This is a genomic window from Undibacterium sp. RuRC25W (assembly GCF_049339825.1).
Lineage (GTDB): Bacteria > Pseudomonadota > Gammaproteobacteria > Burkholderiales > Burkholderiaceae_D > Undibacterium.
Window position 1 is genome coordinate 1 of the sequence record NZ_JBMPPD010000015.1, and the last position, 16,708, is coordinate 16,708.

12 protein-coding genes are annotated in these 16,708 nt (G+C 44.9%); 7 read left to right on the forward strand and 5 right to left on the reverse strand.

Features of this window, described 5'->3' with window-relative positions; translation table 11 throughout:
- Window positions 1-106 precede the first annotated feature (106 nt).
- Entirely contained in the window at window positions 107-436 is a 330-nt protein-coding gene (locus ACO0KV_RS08745; protein WP_423042021.1) for a DUF5672 family protein, read from the forward strand.
- A gap of 392 nt (window positions 437-828) precedes the next feature.
- Here ACO0KV_RS08745 and ACO0KV_RS08750 read toward each other — a convergent pair whose 3' ends face one another.
- Complete coding sequence (locus tag ACO0KV_RS08750; RefSeq protein WP_423041891.1) at window positions 829-1,092, reverse strand: hypothetical protein; 264 nt, start codon at window positions 1,090-1,092, stop codon at window positions 829-831.
- 269 nt (window positions 1,093-1,361) lie between these two features.
- On the opposite strand from ACO0KV_RS08750, the gene ACO0KV_RS08755 reads away from it, so the two are divergent.
- The 4 genes from ACO0KV_RS08755 (at window position 1,362) to ACO0KV_RS08770 (ending at window position 6,729) form a co-directional block, all read left to right on the forward strand.
- Complete coding sequence (locus tag ACO0KV_RS08755; protein ID WP_423041893.1) at window positions 1,362-1,724, forward strand: hypothetical protein; 363 nt, start codon at window positions 1,362-1,364, stop codon at window positions 1,722-1,724.
- A gap of 248 nt (window positions 1,725-1,972) precedes the next feature.
- Window positions 1,973-3,187, forward strand: a complete 1,215-nt coding sequence (locus ACO0KV_RS08760) for a DUF3419 family protein (RefSeq protein ID WP_423041895.1) — start codon at window positions 1,973-1,975, stop codon at window positions 3,185-3,187.
- A 32-nt stretch (window positions 3,188-3,219) separates the two neighbouring features.
- Window positions 3,220-4,344, forward strand: a complete 1,125-nt coding sequence (locus tag ACO0KV_RS08765) for a hypothetical protein (protein WP_423041897.1) — start codon at window positions 3,220-3,222, stop codon at window positions 4,342-4,344.
- 1,080 nt (window positions 4,345-5,424) lie between these two features.
- Window positions 5,425-6,729, forward strand: coding sequence for an amidohydrolase family protein (locus ACO0KV_RS08770; protein ID WP_423041899.1), 1,305 nt, complete (start codon window positions 5,425-5,427; stop codon window positions 6,727-6,729).
- A 226-nt stretch (window positions 6,730-6,955) separates the two neighbouring features.
- Here ACO0KV_RS08770 and ACO0KV_RS08775 read toward each other — a convergent pair whose 3' ends face one another.
- The 4 genes from ACO0KV_RS08775 to putA all read right to left on the reverse strand — a co-directional run bounded on the left by ACO0KV_RS08775 (window position 6,956) and on the right by putA (window position 14,001).
- On the reverse strand, window positions 6,956-7,162 hold the full coding sequence (locus ACO0KV_RS08775) for a hypothetical protein (protein ID WP_423041901.1): 207 nt from the start codon (window positions 7,160-7,162) through the stop codon (window positions 6,956-6,958).
- A 518-nt stretch (window positions 7,163-7,680) separates the two neighbouring features.
- Window positions 7,681-8,355: an OmpW/AlkL family protein gene (locus tag ACO0KV_RS08780; RefSeq protein WP_423041903.1), complete on the reverse strand. Its 675-nt coding sequence runs from the start codon at window positions 8,353-8,355 to the stop codon at window positions 7,681-7,683.
- Window positions 8,356-8,370: 15 nt separating this feature from the next.
- Entirely contained in the window at window positions 8,371-9,933 is a 1,563-nt protein-coding gene (locus ACO0KV_RS08785; RefSeq protein WP_423041905.1) for an alpha/beta hydrolase, read from the reverse strand.
- Between the two features lie 408 nt (window positions 9,934-10,341).
- A complete protein-coding gene (putA, locus tag ACO0KV_RS08790; RefSeq protein WP_423041907.1) occupies window positions 10,342-14,001 on the reverse strand; it encodes a trifunctional transcriptional regulator/proline dehydrogenase/L-glutamate gamma-semialdehyde dehydrogenase in 3,660 nt (1,219 codons plus the stop codon).
- Window positions 14,002-14,151: 150 nt separating this feature from the next.
- On the opposite strand from putA, the gene ACO0KV_RS08795 reads away from it, so the two are divergent.
- Both ACO0KV_RS08795 and ACO0KV_RS08800 read left to right on the forward strand, forming a co-directional pair.
- Window positions 14,152-14,610 (forward strand): Lrp/AsnC ligand binding domain-containing protein, encoded by a 459-nt coding sequence (locus ACO0KV_RS08795; RefSeq protein WP_110254407.1) that lies wholly within the window; start codon window positions 14,152-14,154, stop codon window positions 14,608-14,610.
- A 69-nt stretch (window positions 14,611-14,679) separates the two neighbouring features.
- Window positions 14,680-16,644, forward strand: coding sequence for a GAF domain-containing sensor histidine kinase (locus ACO0KV_RS08800; RefSeq protein ID WP_423041909.1), 1,965 nt, complete (start codon window positions 14,680-14,682; stop codon window positions 16,642-16,644).
- Window positions 16,645-16,708 lie beyond the last annotated feature (64 nt).

Genomic DNA, 16,708 nt, shown 5'->3' on the forward strand with positions numbered 1-16,708 from the left:
GGCGCAATTCGTTCCCATTGATCATCTCTCAACATCAGTCGCAGCATCGTTTCATTCTTTAAAATCTAGAATGTAAACACACTTCGGGAAAAGTTAACAGCTTTTTATATGTCAACACGCCCTAGTCGGTAATGGCGGATTTTCTCTAAGAAGTAAGAAACTTCAAACATATTTAAAAAATTCGACAAGCGAAATAACGGAAAATGAAGATGTAATTATTTGCCAACTTCGTAGATCAGAATTAGAAAAGCAGGGTTTCAAATATGCTCCACTTGATATAGCTACGAAATTTAGCTGGGAGTGGGCCGGCAATCCCGGTAGAGCATTTGGACAGCACGGACATTCAGGCAAAATTAAAGCTCTTCGGCAGCGATGGTTGAATGCATATCGAGCTACTCAGCTACTCCGGCGACTAGTTAGTTTAAATACTCCATAGAACAATAAGTTACCTGATAACGGCTAACTTGCTGAGCGATTTGCTTCATTTGCGGTAATTGCATTCGATCCTTTAGTTAAAATAAATATCAACGCGCCCTAGTTAAATCGTCTTTAACATAACTTGATTTGATGACATCTGATGGAAGAACGTACGAAGACTCATCATCAATCATGATTATTTTTTCGAAGTCCAGCCGGCGCTGATATCGGCTTTCCCAAGCTTGCGGATTTTTATAATAAAGCTCGATACTTCTATTCCTATTCAACTGCGACGATCATCTCTGAACAAATCTTTATTTCTCTCACAACATTTAGATAGCGAGAAATAACCTCCGTCAGTTTCTTTTCAGAGAATCACTCAAACAACTGGGTGAAATATAGGCGAGCTCTTTATTCCACGTCATCGTGTGGAATAAACTCAAAAGAATAGACCGCATAAAAAAAGCAGCAAACCGCCAGAGCCAATGCAAGCGTGCCGATAAAAAATAGTGGCTCTATTCCTGCCGAAAAAATGGTTTGATACCAACCAACCACACTCGATAAGATCAACGTACCAAAAGCTGCATTCATTAACTGACGTGATTGGCGGACGGTCGCTGCTGCGATTAACACCATGACCAACAAAGAGAGCAAAAAATGAACTAGCCCGGACATAAAGCCTCCTTCTATAATTTGTCACTATTATAAGAAATTAGCATATATTTAACACAATCACCTACTATTTTTAGCATACATTGTCGTAACCTAACGACAACATATTTGTGCGTATCTGACCTTAAACACGCACAAAGTCACGTTGGATATGTCAGCCAACTACTTGAATGTTCGATAAAATGCGAACTCCGGTGCGTGTGTGTGAATAAACTTAGCAAACTTCGTCGACTTCAGCATTCGGATCGTCATTTCAACTAAAGTGAACCACAATGAAATTTAAGCTCGCTCTGATCCTGGCCTTGCAAGTCTTTACTACCACTGCGTTTGCCGAGGACAAGCCAGCAACGCCGGCGCCAACCACGATGCAGTCGGTCATTCTCGTTGCTCCCTCGGAAACAGACAATGCCGCCTCTGGTGTACAAATCGACTTGCCTAAAATGCCACCGGAAAAACGCAATCCTCACGCAAATGATCCGATCCAGACCTGGTCAGGAGACGTCCCAGTGACTGGTATCGTTTTCTTGTTGATCGCCTCAATGCCTGTTCTGGCATCTTTGTATTTTGCTTACCAATTGTTTCTGTTTATTCAGGCACGTCGCCGCAAATTAACGATCCGGCATCAGCGAGATTAATCATAAGAATCAGAGTTATACAAAAATTTATCCACAGCTTGTCATCTGAGAAAAACAAATAAGCTATTTCATTAAATATTCATCTGCCTGTCACTTGCTTGTCACCTCCGCGACCTAAAGTCGTCGTTACAGATTACATAAACCACAGCGAAAATCATTGGCCCATACGGGTTGACAGCGAGTCCACGACGCGTCAACCCAACTAGGACAGTATTTCGCCATCGTTAACATCTTCGCGGGAGACAACCATGTCAAGCAAAGCATTGATTGATAGCGCTGTATTCAATTCCACTACCTCTGGTCGCAAAGGCATCGCTGATCAGTTGTTTGCCCATTGGTTTAGCCGCCTCGTGTATGCCCAGATCTGGGAAGACCCGCAGTCCGATCTCGATGCACTTCAACTTAAGCCCGGTGCGACTATCCTGACAATTTCATCAGGTGGTTGCAATGCTCTGGCTTATTTATCCGCCAATCCCGCTGCCGTCCACGCAGTGGACCTCAATGCAGCGCATCTGGCGATGCTCAATATGAAGCAAATGGCGATAAAACATCTGCCCGACTATGAAGCAGTTCTCGCTTATCTTGGCGACGCGAATCACAACGATAATATCAAACGCTATAAACGCCATATCCGTGACCGCTTGTCGGACGATGCCAACACTTTCTGGGAAAGTCGCTCCATCTCTGGTCAACCGCGTTACCACTACTTTGCAAACCAAGCTTATCAACACGGCCTGTTAGGTAACTTCATCAGCCTAGCTCATTACTTTGTACGCATGATGGGCGGCAACCTCAGTAAAGTCTTAGAAGCAAAAAATGTAGACGAACAACGTACCTATTTTGAACAATACGTTGCACCAGCGTTTGAAACGCGGTTGTTCAAGCTGCTCGCCCAACAACCACTTGCGCTATACAGTCTCGGTATCCCACCATCACAGTTTGAAGCCCTCAAACATGATGCAAAAGATGGTCTACACAGTTTATTCAAGGAAAGAATGCGTCATCTGTGCTGCGATTTTCCACTCGATGAAAACTGTTTTGCGCAACAAGCACTGGGACGTCGCTATGACACAAACAAACAAAAAGCCTTACCTTTGTATTTACAAGAACAGCATTTTGACGCGCTGCGCAACAACATTGACCGCTTACATCCACACCATATAACCCTCACACAATTTTTACAAAAACAACCACGTGAGTCGATGGATGCCTACCTGTTTCTTGACGCACAGGATTGGATGGATCAACAACAATTAACAGCACTATGGGAAGAAGTGACTCGCACCGCAGCGCCAAATGCCAAGGTCGTTTTCCGCACTGGTGGCGAGACCTCGCCGCTAGAACAACAATTGCCAGCGTCAATACTAGCCTCGTGGCATACCGATGTGGAAAAAAACCGTGCGCTATATGCCACTGATAGGTCTGCTATCTATGGCGGTATGCATCTGTACACCAAACGTTAATCAGAATTCCATCTTCAAAATTACATCACCAATTGACTACTTCACTCCCACCTCGCATGGTGGCTGATGCCCTATGGCTGCTCACCGCACGATCGCGCGGGGGCAACCATTGGGTCAGCAATGCGAACGCGCATATCCATTCTGTTGACATTGCAGGTAACAGCTATCCCGTTTCCCTACTCGACCATAGTGATTGGAAGGAAAGCTATGTGTCGAGCCCGCGTTCAACTTGGCTACGCTACGCACGGTCCGAAGCCTTACGCCATTTATCCCCAGCCATGGCCCATCTCGTTAAAGCGGGTTCCTGTCTGATTTTTGGCCCCTTGTCGGCGCTTATGCATGCCAGTAAATTAGATCAAGCCGCAATTATTGCGAATTACCTGATATCAACTAATTTATATCCGGAATGGCAAGCCGATGACATTGCACAAATGACGAGCGTCATGTGTGGTCGCCATAGTGATAGTCCGCTGATGATCCGTAATATGTGTCCCGAAGTATCTCCTTCGGTGATGGAAAATCTCTGTGCACAAGGCTGGAAAATGATGCCTTCACGCATGATTTACCTATGCGATCCCGCGAAAAAGCACGTATGGAAACATAATCACGTCAAGCAAGACGCAAGGTTGCTCAATGATGGGGAAGTAGAAATTGTCACCCAGACCCAACTCAATCTGAGCGATCTGGCTGATCTGCGTGCTGTTTTCCGGCAACTGTTTATCGACAAACATTCGCATCTTAATCCGGATTTCAGTCCAGCATTCTTTGAACTCTGCCTCGAAACAAACTTCCTTGAGCTCATCGGATTACGATGGCAAGGACGTTGGGTTGGGGTGCTTGGCCTCTACATTCATCCAGAAAGTGGCTGGCTGACGACGCCCTTAATTGGCTACGACACTAGCTTGCCACAAGAACTGGGCTTGTACCGTCGCTTAATGGCTATCTTGTTAAAAGAAGGAAAAAACCGCGGATGTCGCTTGCACTACAGCTCAGGCGCCAGCCGCTTCAAACGCGCCAGAGGAGGTATTCCAGCCCTGGAATACACCGCCATTTACGTTGAACATCTGCCGAACAGACAAAAACAATGCGCCAACCTCTTTATCAACGCCTTCCAACAGTTTGCACCTGGCATGCTCAAACGTGCTGACAAGCTGTAAAACCTCTCAAAAGCCTTGTGGATAACTGTCATCATATCCCCAGCACAAGTTGGGGAAAACTCCCAATAAATCCACAAGCCAATTTCTTATCCCAAATCTATCATCAACACATACAGAACTTATCCGAACATCTATACAGTAAATAAGTCGTTGTTTCTGTGGACAAATACAGACTTATCCACAAAAAAACGCAACGTTAACCATTACTACTATGTATATATATACTAAGTTAACTAAGTAAACCGTTTCTGGATTTTTTTGAAAAAAGATCTTTAGTACTTTTAATTTCAATTGAAAACCGTCAAAGCGAATAAAAAAAAACTTTGCGATTAATGATAAAAATCCAAACGACTTTTTTTGTCGTTATTAAAAAAAAGGGATCAAGTCATCACATCCTCCAAACGTCTCCCTTTCGACTTCTAGTTATCAACATCGCACTCGGTGTTCGTTTAAAAATTCGTTCTAACGATCAAAAATACACGTCTTCAAAACACCCACCATCGAATTTTTGAATCAATTTGCTGGTCTTTTTCTTAAAAATGTTAAAAAAAACGACAAATTGAAAAATATTTCTGTGGATAAGTGAAGGTATATCCACTGTATGTATTGTGCGTAAGTCAGATTTATCCTCAGTCAGAATTTTTTATACAAAAACTGTCCTGTGGATATACAGACCTTTTTCACTGGGTTATGAATCGTGTAAACAATTGATTATGTGGATGTATACCGAGTTATCCACAGCGAACTACCTACGTTAACAATAACTACTATTTATATATAAAGTTATTACATTAAAAGCGAACAACACACCAAAATGCACCGTTAACTCTTTTTTTAAAATTTCCTTTAAAATCCGTTACTTACTGAAAAAAAGAAGCTTCGATGAGGTTAAAAGTAACGATGGAACAAGTGGTTTTTGCGAGAGTAAATTTTTTTAAAAAAACAAAAAATGAAAGGTAATAAAAAGTACTTTTATTTATTCTTTAAAAAAAAGAGGTGCTCAGCAAAAAACTCCTGTGTGCAACTTCCATGTTTTCAACAGAGACCAGTGTTATCTCTACGTCATTTCTAGGAAAATAAATGTCAGCAATGCGATTATTGATGAGTTGTCTGTTGGTAAATACAGTAATGTTCACTGGCGCCGACCTGGCAATGGCTGCAAATAGTGAAGAACAAATTATTGTTGTTACCGCAGATAAAATGCTTGATGTCGTAAAGGGGACCGTCATCAACCATCCACAAATCACGATTAGTCGTGGTCGTATTATTGCCGTTACACAAGCGGGCGCAGACATTCCAGCTGAGGCAAAAAAAATTGACTTACCAGGGATGACCCTCTTGCCTGGACTCATCGATATGCATGTGCATTTAACATCAGATCCTCGCTATGGCGGTTATCGAGGGTTGGAATTTACGGATAATTTCTGGACTGTCGTCGGTGTGGCAAATGCTAGAAAAACACTAGACGCAGGTTTTACCACGGTACGCAATGTTGGTTCTTCACATTATGACGATGTCGCGATCAAACAAGCGATCGACGAGCGTCAGATTCCTGGTCCTCGTATTATTCCTGCCACCTACGCGATCGGCGCCACTGGCGGTCATTGTGATTCCACAGAATTTCCTCCTTCTGTTACGGTACCTTCACCCGGCGTTGCCAATGGACCTGACGAAATTCGCGCCACAGTACGTAAATTACGTAAATATGGTGCAGAAGTGATTAAATTTTGTGCAACAGGTGGTGTGTTTTCAAAGACTGATTCTGTCAGTGGCCAACAATATTCATTACTAGAAATGAAAGCATTGGTCGATGAATCACATATGCTTGGCTTAAAAGTGGCGGTACACGCCCATGGTGCAAGCGGTATCAAAGACGCTATTCGTGCCGGCGCTGATACCATTGAACACGCAAGCTTGGCAGACGATGAAGCCTATACCTTAGCGAAACAGCACGGTACTTGGTTTTCGATGGATATCTACAATGATGATTACATCCTCGCCGAGGGGGAGAAAAACGGTACTTTTGCTGAGTCGCTGGAAAAAGAACGCATGATTGGCCTAAAGCAGCGCCAAAGCTTTCGGAATGCCCTGAAGGCAGGCGTCAAAATGGTGTTTGGTACTGATGGTGGCATTTATCCGCATGGTGATAACGCCAAACAATTCAAAACCATGGTTGATTGGGGCATGACGCCAATGCAGGCGATCCAAGCCGCGACGGTGAATGCTGCTGAAGCGTTGGGACGTTCTGCTGATGTAGGGGGCATTGAAGTTGGCCGTTACGCCGATATTGTGGCAGTGAAAGGCGACCCTTTAACCAACGTAACGTTATTGCAATCGATCGTTTTTGTTATGAAAAATGGCGATGTGGTAAAACAACCAAGCTAAACTTTCGCCTTCTCATCTGTTATTGGTATTCAATGAGCAAGTGGTTAGTATTTAAAAAAAACCACTTGTTCGCATCTTCAATAAACGATTAAAAGGCAAAGAAATGAATTCCTTTGACCGGAGACTATCGGGGTGGTAAAAGCAGTTTGCCATTATCGATCTTTTGCTGCGACAGCCTGCTTCGTGCTGCAAGCTGCCCTATTAAAAACGGTCAAGTGCTTCAACTCTAAGCATCCTTCAAGGCATACGAAATAAGAACTTGCGCTAGACCTGGCGTGAACTTTGCAGTAGCCTCCTTGAATTGCTGATGCTTTAAAGCGTCGATAAACTCGTCGGCAGCAGGAACCGGAGTGGGAAGATCGGTTGCCGCAGCATGGGCAGTGACCGACATACAGATAATGAGAGTGCAAGCGCCAAGAAAACTAATTTTCATGTTCGTGAGTCTTTTCTTTATCAACAAGTACATATGATATCCAGCCTTCAGAGCAGAATTTACTCACCATATCACCGAAGACTTCTTTGTGCCGAGAAGCGCCATTTGCCTCAAATTCTAAGCGACCACTGACTACACATTGCAGCCAGTTGTGGTTAGGAACAGTAATTTAAAACATAATAAATAACAAATTTTCTATGCGTAGAATACGGACACCTGAAGCATGCGTTTGAACTCGTTTAGTAGTTTTTTCCGTGCTACTCGATGGCTTATTTGAAGTGTGAATGGGAAGCTTAATTACATTGATGTGGCACTTTGATTGGTTGGCAAAAGTACGACAGCCTCACCAGTTTTATTGCGGAGTGCAATGCGTAAAGATGTCATTGTCGCTCATTTGTCGGCGATGGTAAGAGTTAATCAGTGATCCTCTTTTTATTATCCCTCAGCGACGGTAAAAATAAAAAAACCGCCGTTTTTTCAAACGACGGTTTTTGATTGGATCTGTTCTGCGTACTGAATCAGAAACTATATGCCAGACCTGCTGAATACAAAATCGGATTCAGTTTAACGTGGGTAGAACGTTGAATACTACCTGTTGTTGCCACCATATCTGTGCTGACATTCGCAGCAGCGATGTTTGCATTGAGGTACAGATGATCAGCAATTTTATAGTTCATACCAACCGTAGCAGCCAGACCTGTATAGGATGATAGCGTAATCGATGTTGGACCACCGGAAGCCAGGTTACCAGATGGTTGAGACGTAATATCGTAGAACTTTGTATAGTTAATACCCAATCCAACGAATGGACGGAATTTTGAGCCGCTTTCGTAGAAGTGGTAATTGGCAAATAGTGTCGGCGCCAATTGTTTAACCGTTGTCGTCACCCCAAACGGTGCTAATGTACCGCGACCATTGATATCGTGTTTTGGTGGAATCCCACCAGCAAACGCCACTGCCCAGTGATCGTTGAGCATATGTGAGAAACCAAACAACAAGGTCGTTGCGCTAGCTACAGTGATACCCGCTGGCTGTGGTGTCAAGAACGCGGGACCGTTAGAAGAAAAGTCAGGCGAACTAGAATGAACACTGATATAACCGATACCAGCGGCAACCAGATTTTGATCTTCAGCCATGGCTGCAACTGAAGTCAAACCGAATAATGCGCACAATGCTATTTGTATTTTTTTCATGATTGCGTCTCCTTATTATTGTGCTAAAACGCTTTTGAAGAAACCAGCAGCAGCAGCGTTACAGAAAGGTGGAACCAAAGCGCCATGGTAAGCACTTGCAACAGCTACCGCTGGAGATTGGCCAGCGGTGATCGCATCGGTAATCACTTTTGTTTTTGCCGCTGCAAAGCCTGCTTTTGCTGCATAAAATGGATCAGCAGTGCTGGTTGGCGTCGAATCAACGTCAAGCACGCTTAAGTACGGTGCCCCAAAACCATTCGCATTCAAGAACGCTTTTTCAGCCAGTGTACTTTGGAAGAACACCGTCGGATCTGAGTTACCGCCACACAGCAATACTGGAACAGTTGGTACAGGCAATGTACGCAAATCATTTGCCAACGCAGCTTGACGAACAGTGTTTTGCGGTTTGCAGTTCAAAGGCGTTGCTGCAGTCAGGTTACAAGGATATTGAGCAACATCTTGTAAAAATCCTAAAGCGAATGAATCATTGACTAAATTAGTCGCACCATAAAATGCTGCTAACTGGGCAGGCAATTGACCACCGTAGCTGGCGTTTGCAACTACTGCAGCATAAGTGGATGAGAACATGGTTGTTGTTGGCAACACACCGGTGGCGTACATTGCGTTGATACTTGCATAGTTGCCAGGTACCGCAGTTAATATATTTGCAGCATACGGCGATGCATAAATATTAGACGGGTTACCGCCAGTGTAAATATTGCCGTAGTGTGCCTGCCAAGCGTTAGTAATCAGCGGCAAGAACGCGGTTCCACCTAAATTTGGTTGCTTCGCGAAAATGGCATCAGCTAACAATTCAGTCGCGTAAGGACCTGAACCACCAGCCAGTGCAGTGACTTTGAACTCGCTTGCGTAGTTGTTTTGCATCGATTGCTGTGTAGCCAATGCAACGAAACCACCTTGTGAATAACCCGTCAGGAATAATTTACCGGAATCTTGAGCGCCGATATTTGGGAATGCCTGACGTGCAGCACGCAAGCTATCAATCATATCGTTAGATTGTTGCGCAGCATCCAGATAGCCTGTGTATGGCAGCGAAGACAAATCGTAGCCAGCATAGTTAGGGGCAACGACGATGAAACCTTGCGCAGCAAACGTTGCGGCAACTAATACAGCTTCCTGGTTAGATTGCAAGTTCGCCATGTTGAAAGACTGCATCACTGTTGTGCCATGTGCATACGCGACGACTGGACGTGGACCGGAACATTGTGTTGCTGTACCAGACGGTACGAAAATCGCGCCAGTTGCTGTTGTCGCTTCGCCTTTGCTACCGACAGTGTTGTATTTCATGTAATACGTAGAAATCGAGCAGACTGGTGTGCCAGTCACTTGTGTCAGGCCTGGCTGTGCTGCATTAAGCATTGCGGCAAACGTTACTGGGTCGAGTTGTGGAACTGCCGTACCGTTTGCTTGTGGAATGGGTACCAAATTTGGTGGATTAGCAACTAAGACACCGCGAGCAGTGCTGCTGTTAATCGTTGGGCCAGCGGAACCGCCGCCACCGCAAGCGCTCAATAGAGCGGCCGTGATTAAGCCCAAGGTCAAATTGACTTGACGCATTTTTTTGTCTCCTAAGTAGAATTATTTGCAAGTAATGGAACGGTCGTCCTAAAACTCATCGTGTAGTATCTCACCCAGTATTACTAGTGAATAGCTAATAAAGCAATTCTAGAGTAAATACTCTTGAAAAAAACAACGTCCCTCATGCTTTTTAACAGTGAGGATGAAGTATTCCAAGGTTTGTTAACAATACTTACCAACTGACGACCAGTTTCGTTCCTTGTTACAGTTGCTTTGGGTAAGTAACCGTTGATTTCAGTGTTTGTTTAAAGGCCTTATAAGGCCTGCTAATCTTTTAAAAAGGCAGCAATATACCACCTGTTAAACAAGAATTGTTAAGCTGAGAAAGCCCTGCTACTGAGCAGGGTTTTCTCCAGTATTGCGTGATACTCGGCGAGCGACAAAAATCTAGCTTGCCATGCTCATGAGACTCGCATTACCACCAGCTGCTGTGGTGTTGACACACAAAGCGCGTTCAGCAACCAGGCGCCATAACGGAATTTCGATGTTATCGTGCGTTTCAATGACAGAAACGATCGCGCCATCTTGTTCTACAAAGCTTGCTTTATACGTGTTCACTAAGCTGCCTTCTATCAATGCAATTTGCGCATGGCTTGATGATGCTTCGCCTGTTTTGACTAGAGCCCGTAATGCATCAGGAAAGTCAGCTGGTAATAACGCTGCAGATTGTTGTGGTACAACAGCGGTGTTACCGGTCGCTAGTGTGGCTGCCAATTGATTTAATAGGCAATCGACGCTGATTGCTGCACAGAAGATCGTGCCGCGTGGCGCAAAAGAGAGCGTATTTCTTTCGCCAGTAGGACCAGGTAACACCTGAGTGATTTTGTACGGATTGTGGTGGATGTATTGTTCACCTAATGTCTGCAAGTGTTCCAGATTTTTGGTCTTTGCCCACACTAGCAAACCATCGAGTGGTGTTGGTGCTTGGCGCTCATAGACGGTATGACCACCGAGACCAATGTGTGGTGTGCGTTGTAAACGTTTCAGATACAACGGACCACCCGCTTTTGGCCCTGTCCCGGATTTACCTTCACCACCAAATGGTTGGACACCAACCACTGCACCGACGATATTACGATTAACATAAATGTTGCCAACGTGGGCACGACTGGTGATGAAGTTGATGGTTTCGTCGATACGTGAATGAATACCTAAAGTCAGACCAAAACCAGTGCCATTGATTTGATCAATCAGATTAGGTAACTGATCGCGCTTAAAACGTAAGATGTGCAACACCGGACCAAATACTTCTTTCTTTAACTCTGACAGAGTTGCGATTTCCATCACGGTTGGTGCCACAAAAGTCCCTTGACGGCAAGCAGATGCCAGGTCCAGCGTGAAGAAGGATTTTGCTTTATCGCGCATGTTCGCAATATGTTGCAACAAATTATTTTGTGCTTCTGCGTCAATCACCGGACCAATATCCGTGACCAAGCGATCCGGTTGTCCTACGCGTAATTCTTGCATCGCGCCGCGTAGCATTTCTATGGTTTTATCTGCGATGTCTTCTTGCAGGCACAAAACACGCAAGGCTGAACAACGTTGTCCTGCGCTATCAAACGCAGAAGACAACACATCGTTTACGACTTGTTCTGGCAATGCACTACTGTCAACGATCATTGCATTTTGTCCGCCTGTTTCCGCGATCAATGGAATATCAATGCCTTCAGCAATAGCACGTTTGGTCAGTGTGCGATTAATGATCTGCGCGACTTCTGTTGAGCCAGTAAAGATGACGCCTTTGACACGTGAGTCAGCCACTAATTGTGCGCCGACAATTTCTCCTGTACCTGGTAAAAATTGCACCGCAGCGCGTGGAACACCTGCTGCGTGCAAGAGCTCAATAGCTTTGAACGCGATCAATGGCGTTTGCTCAGCGGGCTTTGCCAATACAACGTTACCAGCAGCTAACGCAGCACTGACTTCACCGATAAAAATCGCCAGTGGGAAATTCCATGGGCTAATACAAACCACAGGTCCCAATGCTTGTGTGTTCACGTGACCTTCAACTTGTGCTGCGTAATAACGCAAAAAGTCGACCGCTTCGCGAACTTCAGCCAAGGCATTCGGGAGCGATTTTCCTGCTTCACGAATCGCCAGTGCCATAAAATCCAGGGTTTGCGATTCGAGCAGATCAGCTGCTTTTTTGAGATAGGTCGCACGTGTCACCGGCGCGGTTGCTTGCCAGTCTAAAGCGAATTGCTGTGCCGATTCCAAGGCATTTTGTACGTCTTGCGTCGTGGCTTCCATGACCTCGCCAACGTGGTCCAGTTGGTTCGCCGGATTCAGTATCGGCCGACTCGGACCGATGCTCATTTCACCGGACAAGAGCGACGTAGCGACTAGTTTTTGTTGCGCTGTTTGCTCAAAATGCGCAGCGACTTCCTGCAACGTAAGCTCATTTGAAAAATCCAGCCCCGCTGAATTTTTACGCTCAGTACCAAACAAATCGGCAGGTAAAGAAATGCCGGCATGCGGACGACCACCAAGCTCATGCGCGAGGTGAATCGGATCGGCGATCAGTGTATCAATCGATACATTTTCATCGACAATTTGATTCACGAATGAAGAGTTGGCGCCATTTTCTAACAGACGGCGGACCAGATAGGCGAGCAGAGTTTGATGCGAGCCGACCGGTGCATAAATGCGACATGGTTTGTTAAGTTTGTCTTTGCCAACGACTTGATCGTACAGCGTTTCTCCCATGCCATGCAGACATTGGAATTCGTAGTCAGTGACGCCAGCTTGTTGTGCCCAAGTATAGATGGTGGACAATGTCAGCGCGTTATGTGTTGCAAACTGTGGATAAATCACATCCGTCGCGCCTAACAATTTTTGTGCACAAGTCAGGTAAGACAGATCGGTGTAGACCTTACGTGTATAGACTGGGAAATCACTCATCCCATCCACCTGAGCGCGCTTGATTTCAGCATCCCAATACGCGCCTTTGACCAGACGCACCATGAATTTACTACCGCTGCGCCGTGCCAGATCAATCAGGTAATCGATCACAAATGGACAACGTTTTTGGTAACCCTGCACCACAAACCCGAGACCTTCAAAACCTTTTAGATCGGGATCAAATGCTAGTGCCTCCATCAGATCGAGTGACAATTCCAGACGGTCGGTCTCTTCCGCATCGATATTGAGACCGATGTTGTATTGTTTAGCGAGGAGCAGTAATTTTTTCAATAATGGTAGTAATTCGTTCATTGTCCGATCACGTTGCGCGCGCGAATAGCGTGGATGTAATGCGGATAATTTGACAGAAATACCTGGACCATCCTTGATGCCGCGGCCGTTGGAGGCTTTACCAATGGCATGAATCGCTGTTTCATAGGATTGATAGTAAAAAGCGGCATCCTTTGCGGTTAATGCTGCTTCTCCCAGCATGTCGTAAGAATAGCGATAGCCGCGTTTTTCGTTATCCTGACTATTTTTGATCGCTTCTTCAATCGTCTGCCCCGTCACAAACTGATTACCTAGCATACGCATTGCCAGATCGACGCCTTTACGGATCAACGGTTCGCCGCCTTTGGCAATTAAGCGGGTTAAGGCTGCGCCCAAGCCAGTTTCACTATTGGTGCTAACCAATTTGCCTGTGACCAATAAGCCCCAGGTCGCTGCGTTGACGAACAAGGACGGTGATTCGCCTAGATGTCTGGCCCAGTCCCCTTTACTGATTTTATCGGCGATCAGGCGATCAGCTGTTTGATGGTCGGGAATGCGCAATAAGGCTTCGGCAAGGCACATCAGCGCGACGCCTTCTTCAGACGATAATGAGAACTCATGCATGAGCGCATCGACACCGGACGCACGGGTACGTTGCTCACGTACCGCAGTTACCAGCTTGTGTGCAAGTTGTGCAACATCGTTTTGTAAATTTTCATGTGGATTGACTTCAGAAAGTAACCATTGCACTGCATCAATTTCGTTTCGGCGATAAACTTGCGTAATTGCTAATCTCAAAGGGCTGGGGGCAGGCAGAAGCTCTGATTTGAGGACAGAAAAAGGGGTAGAAGTAGTAGGCACAGTGGTCGCAATCATATAAAAATAATCAAAACAAATATGATTTCATTGTATAGATGCTCTTTGATGATTAATTCTGGTATTGAGAACATATATCGAAATTTTCTTTTTTATGAGAAAATATTACCGAATATTATTAACCCCTTACTTGACGATTTTTGACTTCTTATGCTCGACAAAATCAGTAAAAGAATTCTGGCCGAATTACAAAATGATGGCCGTATCAGCAATGTAGAACTGGCGACCAGAGTGAATCTGTCTCCAGCCGCCTGTCTCGAACGCGTGCGCAAGCTGCAAGAGTCAGGGTACATTCTTGGTTATACAGCGCAGCTCAACCCACACTTACTCGACGTTGCTTTGTTAGTGTTTATTGAAGTTGTTTTAGATCGCACAACACCTGACGTGTTTGACGCATTTAGGCGTGGTGTTCAGGCTATTCCCGAGGTATTGGAATGCCACATGGTCGCCGGAGGTTTTGATTATCTCGTTAAAGCCCGTGTTAAAGATATGAACGCGTATCGAGATTTTCTTGGTAAGTCTTTGCTTCAGCTCAACGGTGTGCGTGAAACCCACACTTATGCCGTGATGGAAGAAGTGAAAAATACTAGCTGCCTGCCGATCAAGTAAGATAAGAGCTGCAAAAAATCCTAAAAAAAGCAGCGTAACTTATCGGCAAATTCAGCTTGAGGAGCTTCTATGGAAAATCGTCTGAAGCGGTTGGAGGCAGTACAAGAGGCAGTACTAGAAATCAGTCGCATTTCTATGTCCTCGGACAATATTGCCGATTTTTTACAAGCTGTGCATCAAACAATTAGCCGCATTATGTATGCGGCTAATTTTTATGTCGCCATTTATGATGACGAGCAACAATCGCTGCGCTTTGTCTATTGCGTCGACGAGCTTGATGTCTTTCCGCCATCGACAAAAAATTTTTCTTTAGCCAGCCCTGAACAGTCACCGACGGCATGGGTGATTTTACATCGTCAACCGTTGTTGATGACGGCGGAAGAACATGAAGCGAGAGAGCGGGACAATGGCGCCTGGGGCCATGGTGCACGCGCCCATTACTGGATGGGACATCCTTTATTGGATCAGCAGCGTGGTGTATTAGGCGCCATGGTCACTCAGATTTACGACAAAAATCATCTTTATACACAGGAAGATCAGCAGCTCTTTGGTCTTATCGCGGGCCACGTTTCTACTGCACTACAAAGTCTGATGAGTTTAGACCGTCTGGAACGTGCAGTGAAGCAACGTACGGCCATGTTAGAACATCAAGTCGAAGAACGACGTAAAGCAGAAACGTTGCAAAGAGCTTTGTATCAGATTGCTGAATTATCCATGCTGTCTTCTGCCAACGATTGGCAATTTTCTCGCTTGCACGACATTCTTGGCGAGCTCATGGAAATACCTAATTTTGTCCTTGCCTTGTTCCATGAAGACGCCCAGGAATTTAGCATTGCCTATGCTGTTGACGAGTTTGACGATATCGCGATTGGTTCACGTTTTCCGCTTGGGGTAGGAATGACATCGTATGTCGTACGCAAAAAACAAGCGCAATTAGTGACCAAGGAAACTATCGCAGAATTGGTAGAACAGGGCGAAGTTCAAGTACTTGGTAATTCAACATCGTATAGCTGGATTGGTGCGCCTTTGTTCGCGAATGACCGTTTGTTTGGTGTCATTATTATTCAAAGCTATCAACCAACATTGATTTATACGCAGGCAGATCTAGAACTGATCGCCTTCGTGGCGAATCATGTCGCAGTCGCTCTTGAACGGATGAAATCCAGTGAAGATTTACTGAAAGCAAAACAAGAATTAGAACAAAAAAACGATGCCCTCAATAAGGTATTAGAGACATTGAAGACGACTCAGGATGAATTAATCAGCCGTGAAAAATTAGCGTCGTTGGGTGCGCTTGTTGCTGGTATCGCGCATGAGGTCAACACGCCGTTAGGCATTTGTGTGACGGCAACGAGTCACGCCGTAGAAGAACTTAAGACGATCAATAAAGCGTTCAAAGAAGGCCTCTTGAAGAAAGACCATCTCACCAAGTTTTTCGATACTTTAGATCAAGCATTGCGTATAACGACAACCAATATTCACCGTGGTGCGGAGTTAGTCAAAAGTTTCAAACAGGTGGCAGTTGATCAGTCATCTGAGAATATGCGCGAATTTGATTTACGTTTCTATTTAGAAGAAGTTTTATTTTCTTTAAAACCAAAATTAAAAGGAAAAAAATTTCAAGTTGTATTGGAATGCCCGTCTGATATCCGGATGAAAACCTATCCTGGCGCCATTTCTCAGATTGTCACCAACCTGATTATGAATTCGCTGCTACATGGTTTTGATGGTGCTGATTCTGGCACGATCCAGATTGAGGTTACGTGGGATAAAGAAAATACAGATAATCTAATGATGACGTATTCGGATGATGGTAAAGGCATGAGTTCCGCCCAACTTGAAAAATTGTTCGAGCCTTTTTATACAACTAAACGTAGTCAGGGTGGTAGTGGTCTTGGTGCACATATTATCTATAACCTAGTGACAGGTTCATTGGCTGGTCAGGTTAACGTGAGCAGTCAGGAAGGTCATGGTTTGCAATATCGGATGTGCTTTCCACGCGACTTAGAAGCATCCTCAGTATCATCAGTCTGAGTGGTTCTGGAATGATTTTTACCTAGAAAGTCTGCTATTGAGGATGACATCAAGCCTCGTAGTA